The sequence below is a fragment of the Nostoc sp. genome (assembly GCF_036917775.1).
GTDB lineage: Bacteria > Cyanobacteriota > Cyanobacteriia > Cyanobacteriales > Nostocaceae > Nostoc.
This window is the reverse complement of the sequence record NZ_JBALEQ010000020.1, coordinates 14,413-32,544: the sequence shown is the minus strand read 5'-3', so window position 1 is coordinate 32,544 and position 18,132 is coordinate 14,413. Positions and strand designations below refer to the sequence as shown.

Annotated in this window: 17 protein-coding genes and 3 tRNA genes; 17 read left to right on the top strand and 3 right to left on the bottom strand. The window is 38.3% G+C overall.

What is annotated here, in order from left to right; all coding sequences use genetic code 11:
* Positions 1 to 417: 417 nt before the first annotated feature.
* On the top strand, positions 418 to 2,676 hold the full coding sequence (locus V7K69_RS02815) for a hypothetical protein (protein ID WP_335031222.1): 2,259 nt from the start codon (positions 418 to 420) through the stop codon (positions 2,674 to 2,676).
* Between the two features lie 508 nt (positions 2,677 to 3,184).
* Here the strand turns inward: V7K69_RS02815 and V7K69_RS02810 are convergent.
* Both V7K69_RS02810 and V7K69_RS02805 read right to left on the bottom strand, forming a co-directional pair.
* Positions 3,185 to 4,144 carry an orange carotenoid protein N-terminal domain-containing protein gene (locus tag V7K69_RS02810; RefSeq protein ID WP_335031220.1) on the bottom strand — a complete coding sequence of 320 codons (960 nt, stop codon included), beginning with the start codon at positions 4,142 to 4,144 and terminating at the stop codon, positions 3,185 to 3,187.
* Between the two features lie 502 nt (positions 4,145 to 4,646).
* Entirely contained in the window at positions 4,647 to 5,297 is a 651-nt protein-coding gene (locus V7K69_RS02805) for a TraX family protein (RefSeq protein ID WP_335031218.1), read from the bottom strand.
* Positions 5,298 to 5,463: 166 nt separating this feature from the next.
* On the opposite strand from V7K69_RS02805, the gene V7K69_RS02800 reads away from it, so the two are divergent.
* The 11 genes from V7K69_RS02800 to V7K69_RS02750 all read left to right on the top strand — a co-directional run bounded on the left by V7K69_RS02800 (position 5,464) and on the right by V7K69_RS02750 (position 13,706).
* Positions 5,464 to 6,042, top strand: coding sequence for a hypothetical protein (locus V7K69_RS02800; RefSeq protein ID WP_335031216.1), 579 nt, complete (start codon positions 5,464 to 5,466; stop codon positions 6,040 to 6,042).
* A 125-nt stretch (positions 6,043 to 6,167) separates the two neighbouring features.
* The gene (locus tag V7K69_RS02795) at positions 6,168 to 6,515 is read left to right on the top strand and encodes an immunity protein TriTu family protein (RefSeq protein ID WP_335031214.1); all 348 of its coding nucleotides are present in this window, start codon (positions 6,168 to 6,170) and stop codon (positions 6,513 to 6,515) included.
* Positions 6,516 to 6,660: 145 nt separating this feature from the next.
* Positions 6,661 to 6,736: transfer RNA gene (locus V7K69_RS02790), tRNA-Met, on the top strand.
* Positions 6,736 to 6,810: transfer RNA gene (locus V7K69_RS02785), tRNA-Met, on the top strand. Before V7K69_RS02790 ends, V7K69_RS02785 begins: the two co-directional genes overlap by 1 nt.
* A gap of 399 nt (positions 6,811 to 7,209) precedes the next feature.
* Positions 7,210 to 8,316, top strand: a complete 1,107-nt coding sequence (locus V7K69_RS02780; RefSeq protein ID WP_335031212.1) for a reverse transcriptase family protein — start codon at positions 7,210 to 7,212, stop codon at positions 8,314 to 8,316.
* A 216-nt stretch (positions 8,317 to 8,532) separates the two neighbouring features.
* A tRNA-Ile gene (locus tag V7K69_RS02775) sits at positions 8,533 to 8,605 on the top strand.
* A gap of 614 nt (positions 8,606 to 9,219) precedes the next feature.
* Positions 9,220 to 10,743, top strand: a complete 1,524-nt coding sequence (locus tag V7K69_RS02770) for a slipin family protein (RefSeq protein WP_335031226.1) — start codon at positions 9,220 to 9,222, stop codon at positions 10,741 to 10,743.
* A gap of 570 nt (positions 10,744 to 11,313) precedes the next feature.
* Positions 11,314 to 12,363 carry a hypothetical protein gene (locus tag V7K69_RS02765; RefSeq protein WP_335031210.1) on the top strand — a complete coding sequence of 350 codons (1,050 nt, stop codon included), beginning with the start codon at positions 11,314 to 11,316 and terminating at the stop codon, positions 12,361 to 12,363.
* A gap of 16 nt (positions 12,364 to 12,379) precedes the next feature.
* Positions 12,380 to 12,796, top strand: coding sequence for a hypothetical protein (locus V7K69_RS02760; RefSeq protein WP_335031208.1), 417 nt, complete (start codon positions 12,380 to 12,382; stop codon positions 12,794 to 12,796).
* Between the two features lie 46 nt (positions 12,797 to 12,842).
* Positions 12,843 to 13,310: a DUF6232 family protein gene (locus tag V7K69_RS02755; protein ID WP_335031206.1), complete on the top strand. Its 468-nt coding sequence runs from the start codon at positions 12,843 to 12,845 to the stop codon at positions 13,308 to 13,310.
* 36 nt (positions 13,311 to 13,346) lie between these two features.
* Complete coding sequence (locus tag V7K69_RS02750; protein ID WP_335031204.1) at positions 13,347 to 13,706, top strand: hypothetical protein; 360 nt, start codon at positions 13,347 to 13,349, stop codon at positions 13,704 to 13,706.
* A gap of 101 nt (positions 13,707 to 13,807) precedes the next feature.
* Here the strand turns inward: V7K69_RS02750 and V7K69_RS02745 are convergent, their stop codons facing one another.
* Positions 13,808 to 14,419 (bottom strand): hypothetical protein, encoded by a 612-nt coding sequence (locus V7K69_RS02745; RefSeq protein WP_335031202.1) that lies wholly within the window; start codon positions 14,417 to 14,419, stop codon positions 13,808 to 13,810.
* A 144-nt stretch (positions 14,420 to 14,563) separates the two neighbouring features.
* On the opposite strand from V7K69_RS02745, the gene ppk2 reads away from it, so the two are divergent.
* The 5 genes from ppk2 (at position 14,564) to V7K69_RS02720 (ending at position 17,855) form a co-directional block, all read left to right on the top strand.
* A complete protein-coding gene (gene ppk2 / locus V7K69_RS02740) occupies positions 14,564 to 15,517 on the top strand; it encodes a polyphosphate kinase 2 (protein WP_335031200.1) in 954 nt (317 codons plus the stop codon).
* A 175-nt stretch (positions 15,518 to 15,692) separates the two neighbouring features.
* Entirely contained in the window at positions 15,693 to 15,812 is a 120-nt protein-coding gene (locus V7K69_RS02735) for a type II toxin-antitoxin system HigB family toxin (protein WP_335031198.1), read from the top strand.
* Positions 15,812 to 16,045 carry a hypothetical protein gene (locus V7K69_RS02730; protein ID WP_335031196.1) on the top strand — a complete coding sequence of 78 codons (234 nt, stop codon included), beginning with the start codon at positions 15,812 to 15,814 and terminating at the stop codon, positions 16,043 to 16,045. The genes V7K69_RS02735 and V7K69_RS02730 overlap by 1 nt, the downstream gene beginning before the upstream one ends.
* Positions 16,046 to 16,432: 387 nt before the next feature.
* Complete coding sequence (locus tag V7K69_RS02725; protein WP_335031194.1) at positions 16,433 to 17,293, top strand: toll/interleukin-1 receptor domain-containing protein; 861 nt, start codon at positions 16,433 to 16,435, stop codon at positions 17,291 to 17,293.
* A gap of 127 nt (positions 17,294 to 17,420) precedes the next feature.
* Positions 17,421 to 17,855, top strand: coding sequence for a toll/interleukin-1 receptor domain-containing protein (locus V7K69_RS02720; RefSeq protein ID WP_335031192.1), 435 nt, complete (start codon positions 17,421 to 17,423; stop codon positions 17,853 to 17,855).
* Positions 17,856 to 18,132: the final 277 nt, after the last annotated feature.

Below are 18,132 nucleotides of genomic sequence, written 5' to 3'. Positions count from 1 at the left end.
AACACCAAAATGAGAAAGCAAACTGGGGTTTGAATAAGTAAAAGCTGCTTTTGCTTGCGGAAAACACCAAAATGAGAAAGCAAACTGGGGTTTGAATAAGTAAAAGCTGCTTTTGCTTGCGGAAAACACCAAAATGAGAAAGCAAACTGGGGTTTGAGAAAGTAAAAGCTGCTTTTGCTAACTAAATTTGACTTTATCTATATTTTTTCGCTGCAATGGCTAGTTTTGATCGTTGTGATGGTAGTGCGATCGCAAAACATAACGCTTCAATGCACCAACTACCAGTTAGCAGAGATTTAAATTACTGCTGAGAAAAATTTTGTAGGGCGGCTGTTCAGTATGTGTGTTGTTAGGGAATACTCAGCTATAGAACTACTTAATAATTCTCAAATTAAGCTTACTAAAGAGCAATAAGCTATGCCATCAATTATGCAAATTGACAGTGCTGCAACACCAAGAGCCACCCAAATCGCTCAGATAATTCAAAAGCGCCGTCCTTTAGGTCAAAAAATTGAAATCGTAGAGATTAATCTCAAAACTCTTTCAGCGGCCTTACGTCAACTTGAAAAGCAGCGTGACCAGTTAATTGATAGGGTTGGCGATCCTGGCACAATTGGAAGACTTAGAGAAATTGATTGTTCTGCCATTCAGAGAAGTATTGATACTGAGTTAACTGCTCTCAACAGTCTTAAGTCTCGGTTTTCCCGTAATACCCTTAACATTGGGGTGGTAGGACGCGCTAGACAAGGTAAAAGCCGACTTCTCCAAAGTTTGACAGGGTTATCAACGGCTGAGATTCCAGATGGTGATGACCAACACTGTACAGGAGTTCGTAGCAACGTTCACCACAACTCAGAGGTAGGAGAAACTTATGCTGAAGTTTGGTTTCATACTGAGCGTTCCTTCCTAGATGAAGTGATTGCCCCTTACTACGAGCAACTTCATCTTGGTTCTAGACCGCGTTCTATTCAAGATTTTGCTGATATTCTACTACCAGAACTTCCTAGAGAGTTAGCTGAAAAAAGACAGGCTGCGGCTAAGTACGATCATCTTTGTAGATATCACCAAAATCTTCATAAATATCGTAATGTTTTGTTAGAGCCTTCTCCGCGTCGCGTCCCACGACATGAAATCCGAGAGTATGTAGCTCAAGATACGTTAGACAGACGACGTATATACTTTAATTACTTGGCAGTTCGAGAGGTAAAAATTGTCTGTTCTTTCCCAAATGTAGATATCGGACAAATCGCTTTAGTTGATATGCCTGGTTTAGGAGACACCGGGATTGGTGATGAAGAGCGAATGATAAAAACATTAGGACAGGACATTGACTTAGTTTTATTTGTACGAATGCCCAAATCTACTGGTGATTTCTGGGCAAAAGAGGACGTTGAACTTTATGATATGGCTAATAGTGCCCTAATTGACCTTCCTATTAAAGAATGGTCTTTTATGGTACTCAACCAGATCAGCGGAAGTTCTGATAATCGAAGAAATTGTGAAAGTTTAGCTGCAACAATATCTGAGAAACACATTGATGTTCAAGATTTTATAATTTCAGACTGTGCTAACTCCAAAGAAGCACAAACTGAAATATTAGATCGAGTCTTACATTATCTAGGACAGAGGGTTGAAGTATTAGACCGACAATATGCTTCTGCCTGTCAAGATAGACTGATTCAGCTTCAAAGAACTGTTGCCGTTGAGTTAGAAAAAGCTAAGGATGCTTGGAGACAAGCATCCAGAGATGATTGGTTTCCAAAATTCCTTGAACTTTTTGGCAAGTTTTGGAATGATTTGACCAGAGAACTTGAACGTCTAACTTCATCAATGATCTCTGAGCGAGATACCGACGATAAAAACTTTAAGTCCGCCGTTGATTCTGCGATCACAGCTTGTCGATCACAAACGGGAGTTCCTGAATTGGAGGAGATTCAGCAAAAGTGTTATGCTAATGGGGCATACATGACTGCTTATGCTGAGTCTTTGCATGAAGTCCGTACTCATCTTTCAAAACAATTTCTTTCTTTGGATATTGCATTAAAGGAATCTTTAGAGCAAGCAAAGTCTCGTGTAGTAGCAGTTCTAAAGACTCATGGCAAATTAGAAAAGATTGCTGAAGGTAATGGAAGTGAATTCTTAAAGCAGTTGGCAGAGAAAATTCCAGAAAATTTAGCTGGTTTAAAACTTGGTTTTCAGACACTTGCAACCTTCGACCTTCAATATCGAGGACTGGTTCAACATAGAATTAGAAGGCATCTTGATGTTTTAACTCCCAATAGAACAACCTACAGCCTTGAAGTAGGTTTGCTAGACAGATGGATAGATATAAAAACAGTAAAAATACATACATCTTCCCCTGCTGAAAAAATTGCAAATAATCTCTCTAAAGCTCAAGCTGAAGCAGTTAACAACTGTGAAAAAGAACTTAAGTCTCTTTTAAAAGAACCAAGTCAAGCAGGCTTCGCTATTGTCGAAGAATTTGTTGATCGGGTATTACGTGCTGAAGGTGTCCGTACTGAATGGCAGATTTTCTTACAGGAAGTTGCTTCAGATGTTTGGATTGATGAGTTTGGCACAACTATGGAACGTACCCAACTTAGACGAGACTGGATGCAGAGAATAGGCGAAGTCGATCATGTAAAGCAGCCAGATGCAGTAAACTTTTTACGATAAGTTGTTGTGAGTCAAAATTGACGGAGAATAACGCGGCAACATAACGCTTGTTTAAATCAACAATACTGGGAAACGTGGTTGACGTTGATTTGAGTGAACAGCCAATTTCCAATTTACACTAGCTTGCCTACATTTAACTGAAGCTCGGTTCACCTAGAACCGAGCATTGATTCAGATTTTATTTGATGAGCGTTATGGCGCTTAAAGGATGTTTTAAAAGTCCCGAAAGTTATAATTTTGCAGTTCTGTCAGGGTTATTACAACGCCAAATTAATATTTTAGCTATGTAAGTAGGTTGGCGCAATTAAAGCTAACTGGTGAGGGCTGTCATTTGTCCTTTGTCATTGGTCATTAGTAAGGACTTTAAGCCTATTTACGTTTCGTAATATACTTGGGTTTTTCCGCGCCAACTTACTTACTCAGATGCAATGCTTTCCTAACAATGAAAGCAAAAAAACCTTTTAAGACATCATCTTAGACAATCACAATTTAAGAAAGCAAAGAAAATTTACTTGCGAGTTAGGTTAAGCAGTTCTTTGGGAGAAGCCAGTAAGTCAATAGCCACGAAATAAATTTGACCTTGAGGATCGAGTAAAAATCGCCAAGCAATGTTCATCCCAACATTACCTCCAAACCAAGGGGTTTCGACTGTACCAGTAACTTTATGCTGTGTATAACCATCTTCGATAGTTTCCGAAACGCCTTTAGTTGGCTTCATCACTAACCCTTGTCCCTCATCTCTTAGGTAAGAAGTGATAGCTTCTCGGCCAACAATTGGTTTTTGGAAGGGTGGTTGCAGCGCACCGTTGTTAGCAAATAAAGCAACAGCAGCTTCAAAGTTATCTGCATTCATAGCTTCAATGTATTTCAGCACTGTTGGTTCTGTAACTCCCTCAATAGTAAATTGGGGACTTAGGGATGTACGTGGGAACTTAAAGTTTATGACTTCTGCCTGTTTTTTATCAGCCAGAGACGGATCAAATCCCATATTTACTACAGTATTGCGTAGTACAGTAATTTGCTGACTCTGATCGATTTTCTGAACAGCTTCTAGCACTGCTTTAACTTGAGTTGACATTTGATAGCCAACTGGCATAGGAGCAACAATACCCTCTTTCATCCACTCTCCTAACTGCCACCAAAATCCCAGCTTGGCGTTGACACCAAAGTAGGCATAAGAACGGCTAATAGGAGTGTCAGCATTACTTGCTAAATCTCTCATTAATTGCGTTTGTTCTTCATGAGACATTCGCTTAATATCGTTGAATATACCTTCCATTAATTGGAGATTTGCTTTTCCGGGAGCAGCTGGAGTAATTGTACGGCCTAGTTCAGCGTAGGCATACCAGAGAAATGCCAATTGATCATCAATGTTGAGTTCAGCAAACATTGCTGTAGTGGCTGGAACAGCATCTGCTACTTGAGTGCTAGAGAAAATGTTGCGTGCAGACTCGATAGTATAATTCATGCTTGTTACCTTAAAGATTTACCTGTTGAATAGTTACTTTCGGCTACATTTTGTAGCTTGGAAGATAAATCTAGGATATATTTTCTGGATGACACAATTATCCCTAGATATCCAAATGTGAATTATTATCATTCACTACTCTGGCATCATAACTGGTAAACGTTAACAAAAGACTAAGATTTATAAGATTTATCTGATGAATATCATTGAATGAAATGTATATCTACTATTTGTTTTTCAATTTATGACCTAATAAAAGTAGTTTCTGAAAAAGGTATCTTCCTAAAGTAAGATATTGACCTCTATAGTATCTACCTTATGTAAACAATTATATCTATCTGATTTTTAAATTGTTCGGTAATAAAATTTTGCAATCGCTTAAATTAGTTTTTTTAATTACTGTATATGTTGCAGGCTTAGGGAATGCCTCTGGTTCAATCTTTTTGCTGCCGACTTTGGCTTGAATTATGATCTGACAATCACGCAGCTCAAATCTTAAATCCTATCTGTACTGTATAAAATAATTTATTATACCTAAAATAATTAAATGAGCTGGGTAGAACAGATAAAACCATTTAGCTCGTGAACCTTGTTTACCATTGAATTGGGAAACAATAAATCCTGCAAAAAGTGCCCAATGTTGAAATATATTATGGATAAATAAAGTTCCTAAAATAAACTCAAAGATGCACCAGCAGAGCAACCATACGCTAGGCTTGAATTTGTCTGTTAAAGACATCAAGAAAATTACTCCAATCCCATAAGCTCCATATTCAACACCCAAACTCTCGGCAACTGCTGCACTCAATCCAATAATTATTAATTGCTGCCATAATTGCGAATAACGCCTTACTAAGCGCAACATCACAAGTCCAAGAACAAGCGTGTAGAGAATATTAAGTGATAAACTCCGAAAAACAAAACTATAAATAGGCTGAGATATAATTGCTGTAATTAATAGTCTGCTACCATAGCGGTATACATTTTGGGTGTGTTTTTCGCCTTTAACCAAAAGCCATGCAAACAGGGGAAAACTCAATCGTCCAATAAAGTGCAAAATTCTAAACTCAGGCATTAGTAAATAGCACACATGATCCATAACCATGAACACTGCGGCTAAGATTTTAATGCTAAAAGCTGAAACTTTAATCACAACGTTACAGTTACCTTGGATTCCTTGATATAAAATCCCTAAAATCTTATTAATTTAATATAAGAGTTATTCAAAATCCTAGCAATTTGATAACATTAACAAAAAGAGCAATGTCTACAATGGGCTATTCCACATTGCTCTCTTTAGCAGGAAATGCAGAAACCCTATGGCAAAGCGTAAAAAAAGCAATCTCCAGTGGATAAAAGAAACGCTTGAACTAAAACCTGACCATCGTTGGGAATCTCCATCAGGTTACAAAATATTTGTAGCAGATAGAGGCGCTGTTCGCTTCAATGTTCCCCAGGATTGGATTCTTGAGCCACAAGACAAATCTTTCAAATTCCTCGATAAAAAACCGCCTAACGATGATTGCTGTCTAGAAGTATCTTTCAATCGTCTCCCACCCAACGACTGGAGCCAGTTTCCCCTAAAATCTACATTGAAAAAGGTGATGGAAGACGACAGCCGCAACATCATTGAGAGGGGAGAAATTATTACCGTCAAGCGCCAAACAGCCAGAATTGTCTGGACAGAGATGAAGTTCATTGATGTTCAAGAAGAACCACGGGAAGCATTTTCGCGGACTTGCATTGGTTTGGGGTCAAATGTTCAGTGCTTGATTACATTCGATTATTGGGCAGATCAAGCAGAACAACTAATACCCGTTTGGGATGAAGCTATGCGTAGCCTCACATTAGGATTATATATTCGTGACCCAATGACTGGTCTAGCTTTCCCAGACTGAGTTACAGCAATAAATTATGAGCATCTATTAAATTGAGGCGTGTAGCTCAAAGTCTACGATGAGCTACTTATTTTTTGCGGAGTTGGGGCAAATTAATAATACTCCTGCTTTCAACAATATAAGGAATGAGTCTAAATCCACTAACACAGCTAATTTCAGAACGAGGTTTTGACCGATTTCAATCAGGATTAAGATCGCGTTTCGCTGCTTATCGCCTGAAATATACACTCACTTACTGTAAATCTAGTGATAATCCAGCTATGTGTCTTGACTTTGAGAGTTTATTACATCTCGGTAGAGTAACGGTTTGGGAGTCAGGAGCTTGTGAGATGGATATTCTTGAAATATCAACTGGTAACAATGTTTTTTATGAAAGTCACCAGTTCAACAACGAAAAGCAATTTCATCAAACCTATCTAAGACTGGTGATTTTTATGCGCGATATGTTGCAACTTGAGTCAGACAATATTTAAGCCTACACCTAGAATTTCCAATATGCTAAATTTGGAGCGGAATAGTAAAAAAGTTACAAAGCTATGGTTTAGGTTCTATATGCCTAACTGGTGCGCCAAGCTTTTGCATAAGCGTATACCGCCGAGTCCTTTAAACTATACCATTGTTTGATTAGCTCAGTTGGTAGAGCGATCGACTCATAATCGATTCGTCACAGGTTCGACTCCTGTATCAAACTCCAGGAAGTTAGCTCACTGGTAGAGCAATCGACTCATAATCGATGTGTTGTAGGTTCGATTCCTATACTTTCACCCAGAACCCTGTCCGGGTTAAAAGACAATACCCTTCCAAGGTAGCCAATATGGTACGAATCTCAACAGATTCGAAACCCCTCATTTTCTCAACTCTGCGGTGCAGGTGTTCTGCTATCGGTCATTACTCGTAAGAATGATGTTCGGTAGCCACAGTTAAGGAGTAAGCGCAACTGCATTTCTCCCTAACTTGAGTATGTCCCTTTGTTTTCTACATCTAGTTTTTCTTCGAGATTCTAGATTGGCAAGCGAACGGTATATTTGAGCGCTGTTCTCTTTTTGTAGATTGCCATTGAGCAGTCGAAGAAAAGCAACAGCAATCTTAATCCAGCTTTGGAGAAGCTTTTGCCCACACCTAAACTGTAAACACTTGCACTTGCAGAGTTAAAAAATCTTTTGTAGTATGTACAGCAAAAATCTCAGCACTACCCCATTAGCGACTGAAAGTAATTTAGAAAAGTTGCAGACTGATAATTTAGCACTTTTGCGATGGCTACGCCCGCCGCAGGCATCGCATGGTTTAGCTGAATACAATACTGCCGAAGAAATAGCCTTGGCGATGGGGATAAGCCCGGAAAAACTGCACTTTTTAACAACTAATACATCCCAAACTAGACATTACCTCCCTTTCAAAATTGCAAAAAAGACAGGTGGAGAAAGAATTATTTCTGCACCAAAGCCTGAACTGAAAGCTGCTCAAAGGTGGATTCTAGAGAATATTTTAGAGAAATTAGAAGTTCACAATGCAGCGCACGGCTTTTGTAAAAATCGTTCGATAGTCACCAATGCTAAACCCCATGTTGGTGCAAATGTAATAGTCAATATTGATTTAAAGAATTTTTTTCAGTCAATTTCTTACAACCGCGTCAAAGAATTATTTTCTGGGTTTGGTTATTCAGAACCTACAGCGACAATTTTCGGGTTGATTTGTACGACTGCTGAAATAGCAATAAACGGACAAATTAATTATACAGCTTCAGAAAACCGCTATTTACCTCAAGGTTCGCCTGCAAGTCCTGCTATTTCTAATCTAGTTTGCCGTAATCTCGATAGTCGTCTTGCTGCGATCGCTGAAAATCTTGGGTTTTGCTATACGCGGTATGCTGACGATTTAACATTTTCTACTTTTGAATATGTATCATCAAAAATATCTAATTTGATGAAAAATACTAAAGTTATTATTACTAGTGAAGGTTTTACTGTTAATGATAATAAAACCAAGATTTCCAGTAAATCAGTGCAGCAAGAAGTAACAGGTGTTATTGTAAATACACAATTAAATATATCTAAAAAGACATTAAAAGCCTTTCGTGCAACTCTATATCAAATTGAACAAGAAGGTTTATCAGGAAAAACTTGGGGAAAATCAACTAATTTAATTGCCGCAATTACCGGGTTTGCAAATTATGTAGCAATGATTAACCCGAACAAAGGTGCAGAATTTAAATCAAGCGTGGAACGCATCAAGCAGAAATATGGTGACACTCAAAAAGATGAAGTACGTTTTTAAAGCTGCTTATTTTGCTAAGAAAGACTCATTTAGGTGTACCTCAGCCAAAAATAGCCAGTGCAAATGAAATTCGCCTTTTTAACTTTTTTCCTGTGCTAGATTTGAACCGAGATAGTAACAAAGCCACAAAGCTGTAGTTTGGGTTCTGTATACCCTACTGGTACGCTAACCTCTGGTAATAGCGTATACCGCTCAGTACTTTAAACTATTTCACCATGAAAGTTAGCTCATTTGGTAGAGCGATCGGTGTATCGCCGATTATTTGTAAGTTCGATTCCTATACTTTCACCAAAAAACCCTCGCCCTGGGTACGGGCACCTTGTTAGGGACAAGGCCGCAGAATTATTGGGTATTGAAAAAGACCCAATCAAAAAAACTTCTTGTTTTTTATTGTTTTTCCTACTCTGTTATGCAGGTATTTATAACAGTAAAAGAGCTAGTGCAACTGTATCTCTCTCTAACTTGAGTATGTTCCATCCTTTTCCTACATCTGGTTTTCCTTTGGGAATTCTGGATTGGCAAAGTGAACGGCATATTTGAGCGCGGTTATCTTTTTTAGATTGCCATTGAGCAATTTGAGAAAAGTAACAGCAATCTTAATCCAGCTTTGGAGAAGCTTTTGCCCGCACCGGAACTGTAAAAACCTGCACTGGCAGAGTAAATAAATTGTTTGTAGTATATAGTAGTACAATCTATCAAAACTAATCTTTTAGCTTCTGTTTAAAGGGATGTAAAGCCTAAAGAACCTCAAAATGAATTTTGTCTACTCCAGTACTTAAGCTGTGATACACCAGTGGTATTTGGGTTCAAGCAAGGTTATAAATGTGTTGTTCTAATCTTTTTAGCTAGTTGTAATTGCCTAACTTACTTAACCTATCACACAAATTATTTATGCAAATTACTATGTGGCAAACGTTTTATATCAAACCTAACGAAATGGGCATCTTATATCATCGCAGTGATTTTAAGAAAATTTTGCAGCCCGGTACACACACATATTTTGGTCGCCATTGGCAAGTAAAAATTTATGACCTGAATCAGTCATTAGCTCAAATTGAAAACCTAGAACTGTTATTGCGAAATCATGAAGCTGAACTACAAGAACATTTATTGATTATCAGAACCGCATTCAACCAAGTTGCGTTAGTCCGCTACGGTCAGAATTGGGTAAGCGTTGCACCAAATAAATTGATTGCTTTTTGGCGTGGTTTTATTGAGGTAGAGTCTCATCTATTCAACTTAGAGGAAAGCTTAGAATTGCCTGCTTCCTTTGTACAGCAATTGCGCTCAGTTGCATTGAATGGACTGAAAAAGTTCCAAATCTCAGAGTATGAAATTGGTTTACTATATCTGCAAAACAATTTTGTGCGACCTCTAGAACCAGGAGAGTATGCTTTTTGGTCAGTAGATAGAGATGTTACAGTCCGAATCCTCAGCCGGATTATCCCTAACCCAGATTTTCCCCTAGAAGATGTACTCATTGAAAAACATCCCGACTTTATTGCTGCCTACTGTCAAACCGTGCAATTACAGACTTCGCAAGTTGCAATTGTGCGCTATCGAGGGAAAGTGATTTCTATTTTGCCACCTACCAGCCGCAAATTATTTTGGCAAGGTGTTGCAGTAGAAATTCTCGATATCAGCGCAGATGCTCAGTTACAGCCTAACTTAGTGGCTGAATTGGTTGAGGGTGCAACAGAAGTGAAATTGCTCAGTCGCAACTGTTTGCATATTTGCCAAGTGCCAGCACAACACGTGGGACTAGTATACATTAATCAAGAGTTTCAAGGACTGCGATCGCCAGGGGTACACGCTTGGTGGTTATTTGGCCGCTCTTTTCAAACCGAAACCATTGACCTGCGACTACAAAATATGGAAGTATCCGGTCAAGACATCCTCTCTAAAGATAAAGTACCTCTGCGGTTGAATTTGACAGCTGGCTTCCGTATCCAAGACCCATTGAGGGCAAAAAACGGGTTATCAGATATTTCTGGTTTCTTATACAAAGAATTACAGTTTGCTTTGCGTGGTGCAGTCGGCGAACGCAACTTAGATGCTTTATTAGAAGATAAAGGTGCAATTGATAGAAGTATCTCTGAATACATCCGCCAGAAAGCCGCAGAATATGGAATTGAAGTAGATTCTGTAGGTGTCAAAGATATTATTTTACCTGGTGAGATTAAGGCTATCTTGAGCAAAGTAGTGGAGGCAGAAAAAACTGCTCAAGCCAACGTAGTCAGACGTAGAGAAGAAACTGCTGCTACTCGCAGTATGCTAAACACTGCCAAAGTGATGGAGGATAACCCCGTTGCATTGCGTTTGAAGGAACTTGAAGTATTAGAGCGGATTGCAGAGAAGATCGATCGAATTCAAGTTAACGGTAGTTTGGATAGTATTTTAACAGACTTGATTCGGATGAATCCGTAGGTAGCGAGCGATCGGGGTGAATATTCACCAAAGAGAGCAGTGGAGGAAAGAAGAATACCTTTTCTGCCTCTGCTCATTAACTAGAGTTTAGACTAAAAGCGATATGAGCGAACGTAACTCAAATAAGATTACGGATTAAAAATACTTTTAAGCCAGTCTCAAAGCATACACAACTTTTCAGTAGTATGTAGTATATACACCTCAAAATAATTACAATAATAATCATACATCACGGGATTATTTGTTTTTTAGGGCTATCCCTGATATTTACAGCAATTTTGTCGATCATTCCTCTTCATCAAATCTTCTTCCACGAACGGTAAGTGATTACAAAATCTTTAATTATTTATGTAGTTCTACTTAATTATTATGATGAAAGGATTCCAGACGAATATCCCAAATCGGTTAATTATATGGAAACTTTCAGTCTAATAAATAGTTAAGTGGCTCTGCACACATTCCTTGCACTTGCCCATGAAAACAATCAGTTTTGGCGGTTGCTTAAAGGTTAGTTTATGGTAGCCGCAGCACTGGTCAGTTATTTATAGAGTCGATATTTGAGGGGCTACAATGATTGGCTGCTTAAAGCTAGTTGGTTTTTTTATTCTGGGGCTTATTTACCTAATCTTATTGGCAGTAGCACCTAAAACAGCGATTATCTTAGGTGTGGTTAACCTTATAGGGTATCTTCTTTGGTCAAGGCAGAAAAAAGAAAAGCAACGTAGAAGGGCTGAGGAGCAACGTAGAAGGGCTGAGGAGCAACGTAGAAAGGCTGAGGAGCAACGTAGAAAGTCAATTGCCTTGGCGCGACAACGAGAAGATTTATATGAATACGACTCATCTATTCAAACTTCACATAAGCGGTCAACGAAAAACATTTTCGAGAACCCTAAAGAGTGGGCAGAGTCAATCGAACGGCGCTATGAAATGGCTCAAAAACACATACAAGATGCTGAATTAGTGCTTAATGATGATGTTGAGAAATTCAATCAATATAGAAATCAGTTGCAAATGGAGTTAATACCAAAGTATGAAAATGCAATTAGCTCATACTTCGACGAACTGTATCGCAGAGATGAAAATATTTCAACACCAAGAGAACTTAAGGTTGCTATTGATTTTGTCTATCCCAGTAATTTACAGCCCAGTGCGATTAATGGGGAGTTGACAGGAATATCTCAAAGATTTGCACAGAATATAGCGAGTTCTTTGCAAGGTAAAAATCTTATGAAGCTGCAAAAAGGAGATGTTGGATCTATTGCGACATCTATTGTTATTTCCGCAGCGATTAGTGGGATTTTCTATTTATTTACTGCATCTCAGCAACGCACAAAACTTGAGAAATTACAAGCAGATGTTGATTTGATGTGTGAACAAATCAGTGGAGCTATAAGAATCTATGGAAAAGCTTCAGAAAAAATTAAGCAAGCAAAGTTAGTTCATGAAGTTGCTGTGAATTATATAATGCGCTATCTTGATACTGTGATTCAATTATCCTCACAAAGCAAAAAATTTTCCGAATTGCAAGAAGCAGATCAAAAAGCTGTTGAAGCTTGTTATCGAGGTGGACAGTCATTAAAGAAAATCTTGCAGCAAGAACTAATTCAACCTATCAATTAGGAGTAATTATAAACGTATGGATGACCAAATTATACCAAGTAGACCCTATTCAGAAATTGTTGAAATTCGGCAGATTTCAGAATACATTGAATTGGCTTTTCAAATTGTCCCATTGGTTGACAAGGCATTAGATCTACCGAAACAACTTGCCGAAGAAGAGACTAAGAGATTAGCGATTCGAGAAAGTGCTGACAACCAACGTAGAATGATTGAGCGTCGAATGGATCAGTTAGATTATGAGTTGGCAGCTGATATTAATGCTATCAACGTTAGCATGAGGGTCTTTGAAAAAATGGTTGAAGATGGTCATATTGAACAGGCTATGATCTTGCATGAGCGAATTATTAGCAAGCTCTCAGGTCGGGTGAGCATTGCTGCTGACAAGTTCAATCAGAACAACCCCGATGGGCAAGTTAAGTTTTACACAACTTGAAAAATGATAGTTTAGAAGCCATTTATTTAACCCTAATTTTTAATCGATGAGTACTCTGTCTATTACCAATAGAACCCTTAAGTTGGGTTCTACAGTTTATCAAGTTAGTAATGTAACTAGCGTTAGTAAATATCGCATTCAGCCGCGTTATACTTTTAATATACGCTTCATTATCATATGTGGTTTATTAAGTTGGTTAGGGGTTGAGTTGGTTAAGAGAAATCCAGATATGTTGGTCTTGAATTGGGTTATAGTAATTTTATTTTCTTTTGTTGTTCTGGGAATTTTAGAGCGATTTATTAGACCCAAGAAATATGGTCTCAGTATAATAACAAACTCTGGAGGTGTGCAATTAATTGCATCTACTAATCAAAAGCTTATAGATAAAATTATTGATAAGCTTATTGAGATTATGAACAACCGAGATGCACCAGCAAACTACACGTTCAATGTTTCTGATGGCGACATTATAAATCAGAGTGGTCTCTTTGAAAATGGAGTCAAAGTTGGGTAATCAATATTCACTAGAATATATTGGAGTTTAAAAGCTATGAGTAGTCAAGGTGGACAAACCAATTACAATTCTGCTAAGGGAGATATTATTAATCAATCAGGATCTTTTGTAACTGGTGTTGATAAAAGCAAAATCCAAATCAACAACTCTCAAGATTTGGTGCAAGCTGCCAAAGATATTAAAGCTTTGCTAGATCAACTTTCAGTAGATTATCCCAGTGATAGTCCCGAAGTTTTGCGTGCGAAAGCTTTAGATGAAATTGACAAAAATCCTGAACTAAAAGTCCGAATTATTCGAGGACTGAAAGCAGGAAGTTTTGCAGCTTTGGAAAAGATGATTGATCACCCTATCGCCAAATTTTTTATTGAAGGTGCGAAAGAAGTCTTAAAACCCTAAATATAATGCTTTAATAACGCGGCATAAAAACCCATAACTTAACTACCTCAAGATATTAGCGATCGCAGTATTATGATGACGTTAAGCATCGCATGGTCATTTCAAATATCCCCAATGCTTTTAACCATCCAAACTAAAATTCCTAGAATTTCTTCCACAGGTGGAAGAGGATAATCCATCAAGTCAATAGTGACAGTATTTTCCTCAAGCTTCAGAAATCGCCATTGCGTACCACTGCTAATAGAACCATATATTACCGAAACTGGATGATTTTTTGCAGCATTGAATCGCTGTGCCGCAACCATCTCTGCAATACATTGTCCAAAACCAGTTCTTAAATCAGCTTTTTTTGCTTCCACAATTACAATTGCAGGAGCTTCAATTTCTAGCACTTCCGGCGATCGGCTCAAAAGGAAATCACACATTCCATTAAGCCCAACTGATTCATCAACTGTAAAATCTTCTCCAGAAAATAAGCTAATTTGCCGATTTAATATCCGTCTAACTTCTAATAATACTGGGTAAATAATTCCTTCAGAACGCGCTTTTTCACTTGCTGAAGAAGCTAGTGACAGACTTTCTCCAAGATATGCCGTGAGTGTAGCAGATGCTTCAATAGGCTCAGTGACAGGAATGAATCTCCCTCCTTCCTGCGTTTTTAAGCCAAAAGCTTCTTTAACTTTACTGATATTTGTAAACTGACTATAAGGCATAATTTCTAATTACTTTACAACTCCACATTTAGTCTAGCGAGTTAGGGTTATGTCTAGGACTGTTTCTTATATATCAGAGCATCTATATATATTTACACTTAGAACCATTAATTAAAATATATACTTGATAGATAAACTCTAATTATGCCGACTCAATGGCATGGGGTAACAGCGATGTCAATTGATGAAGTTGAAAACAAACAAAATAATGATCTAGTTCAACCTACTACAGATTTAATAGAAAAACTAGTAAAGGCAAAAGACAAGAAAAAAGCTAAAAAATCTAAACGGATTTTCGATGGTAGCACAGAAGCTTTTGCCAAAAAAATTCCCAAAAAGACTTTTGAAACTGAACTAGAGCAACTCCAGATTGAGCTAGTCAAAATGCAATACTGGATTAAGCACACTGGCTATCGGGTTGTCGTCATATTTGAAGGGCGCGATGCTGCTGGCAAAGGAGGAGTAATTAAACGCATTGCCGATCCACTCAATCCTCGTGGCTGTCGTGTAGTTGCTCTGGGAACTCCTTCCGATCGCGAGAAAACTCAATGGTATTTTCAGCGCTACGTGCAACATCTTCCGGCAGCAGGTGAAATTATCCTCTTTGATCGCAGTTGGTACAACCGAGCCGGAGTTGAACGGGTGATGGGTTTTTGTACCGAAGCAGAATATCAAGAATTCATGCAATCTTGCCCGGAATTTGAACGAATGCTGGTGCGATCGGGCATTGTTTTAATCAAGTACTGGTTCTCCGTCAGCGATGAAGAACAAGAAAAACGCTTTCTTTCTCGCAGTCACGATCCAGCAAGACGCTGGAAACTCAGCCCAATGGATTTGGAATCACGCGATCGCTGGGTAGAATATTCCAAAGCAAAAGATACCATGTTTGCTTACACAAATATTCCAGAAGCCCCCTGGTTTACCATTGAAGCAGATGATAAAAGACGGGCGCGGCTCAACTGCATTCATCATTTGTTGAGCAAAGTTCCTTACGAAGACATGACACCTCCTCCCTTAGACCTTCCGTCTAGACCCGTGGCTGAGGATTATGTTCGCGCCCCCCGCAATGAGCAATTTTTTGTGCCTCAAGTGTATTAAACAATATTCCGGCTCTTGCGTTGGTTTTATGTTACAGCATTAAAATAGCCGTTTTATAGAAAGGCTCAAAAATTTAAAATCTAGTCATAGCAAGGAACATAGGCTTTGATTAGATTTTATTTATTATTCGACTCCATAAAAGGAACTGAAGAGCCAATATTCCTAAGTCAAAATTATGGTGTACAGCGACTTTACTCTAGAAAAAATTGCCGCAATTCATTACAACCGCCAAAAGGTCTACATTCGGGCTGTGTTAACGCATTCAGAATATGATGAAGGAAAGTGGAAGGAATAATGCAAAGTTTCAACCTAAATCAAACCATCACTGCTTGGTCATCTATTGCGGAAAACGTCTTTGTTCCTCACACGGAAGAGGAATATGAACGCTTAGTTGAGATACTTGATTGTCTCATCGATCAAGTTGGTGAAGACGAGACGCATCCACTCGCGTCTCTAATGGAAGTTATTGGTGTTTTAATTGAAAACTACGAAACTGAACACATTCCTGAGTTAGAGGCGATCGCTTAACTTCACCCAGTTATGAATATACAGTGGCGTGTTGTCGAGTGAAAGCGTAGGCGAAGCCCGTCGCAGACATCGCTACAACAGTCTACTTCTTTTACTGCGATCGCACTATCTCGTAAATCAGTTATATTAACACGCAACCATCGGGGTTTAGGCAAAGTACCCGGCTTGTTGATTGAGGATTGGATGGTTTAATGAGATCGCCTAGTTTATAGTATCATAATACAACTATATAGTATCATAATACAACTATATAGATAGAAAAATTCCAGATAACTATCCTAAATGGGGTAATTAGACAGAAAATTTCAGTCTAACAACTACTTGTTATGTATCCACAGATCACTTGTATATGAGTTACCTTGGGTTAGGGAAGCAACTATGATTTTCTTGAGTTACGCGCGAGAAGACGGTGAACGGGCAAATAGAATTTACTCGATGATTAACAGAACTGATAGACCTGTCTTCTACGACAAGATGTCACTGATTCCAGGCATGGATTGGAGAGAGGAAATCGAGAGAAATCTAGAGAAATGCAAACTAGTATTAATCCTATGCTCTCCCCATATTGTGGGAAAAGAAGGCTTTATTCAAAAGGAAATTCGCCTTGCATTAGAACGAAGTGAAATGATGCCAGAAGGACGCATATTTATTATTCCCATACGTTTTGATGGGGCTGATGTGCCGCGAAAAATAGCACGATATCAATGGTTTGATGTCAAGAATGAAACTGACTTCTACTGGATAGAGAATTATGTTGAATTGGCTTGGCTTCAAGTTGCGAATATTACGCCTGAAGAGAAGTTAGAGGTTGAACTCTTAAAAAAGGAGGATATCGTGATGTTCATAAAAGGTAAAAACTCTTATGGTCAACCAATTTTTACATACCTTAAGTTATCTATATTGCAGCTTCGAGCGATGAAACATGCGATTATAGAAAAAGCAGTATTTGAGCCGTCTGATTTTGGCAAAGTTTTAGTATCTGGAGAGGGGCATCCGAGCGAAGAGACTCAAGCGATAATGAATCGTCAGTATGGCTTAGTTAGTGAAGAACAGAAACGACAACAATCAGTTCGTGATGAATTTATTAGAGGTTATAGGGAAGCCTATTTGGCAATCATTGGTTCTGGATCTGATGTACCATTAGTTCAACCCCCAGATAATCTTCCCGAAGATAGTTCTCCACTCCGAGAAGGAATACGAAAAGGCATGAAAGAAGCTCTAAAAAGTCTTCCTAACGAAGTCACTTGATCTATTTAAGTTAAGTGTTTAATTCCTAACTTTAATTTTGTTATGTATGGTATTATATGCAAGGGAAAATTTGGACAAATATGCTTGATTTTGTAGAAGTGCCATCATATACCCGCGAGCTGAAAAAATGCAACAAAGCTTTTCCGTATCAGATCAACCATTAAAGGTATTTCTCTGTCACGGTAGTGAAGATAAACCTACTGTTCGGGAACTCTACTATCGACTCTTAGCCTCTGGTGTTAAACCTTGGTTAGATGAAGAAAATCTGCTGCCAGGACAAGACTGGAGATATGAAATTGCAAAAGCAGTCCGTGAGAGTAATATCGTCATAGTTTGCCTGTCACGTACATCAGTTAGTAAAGCTGGCTTTGTTCAAAAGGAAATCAAGTATGCTCTTGATGTAGCTGATGAAAAACCTGAAGGTTCTATTTTTCTTATACCTGCAAGATTAGAAGAATGTTCACTCCCTGACCGACTTAGTGGAAGGCAATGGGTAGATATCTTTCAAAAAAATGGCTTTGAACGTTTGCTTAAATCTCTACAAACTTATATTGGTCAATAGTAGCAACGCTGCATAACAATCCTGCTGCACCAGAACGAGTCTAAGTTATCAGTATGATGCAAAAATTATTTGCGTCTGGTGAGCAGGAACGTTAAAGCAAATTTAAATTTGATATACTCTAAATGAATTATTCTCGCTTTTGCTAATTGCATCCTCCATTCCTTAATGATCATAATTTTTAAATGAAGATGATCGCACCATTTAATCTAAAAAATCGTCATTTAAAATAGTCTTTTATCTTACAGCTTTTCTTTGAGAAAAATGCAAGCAAAATCTA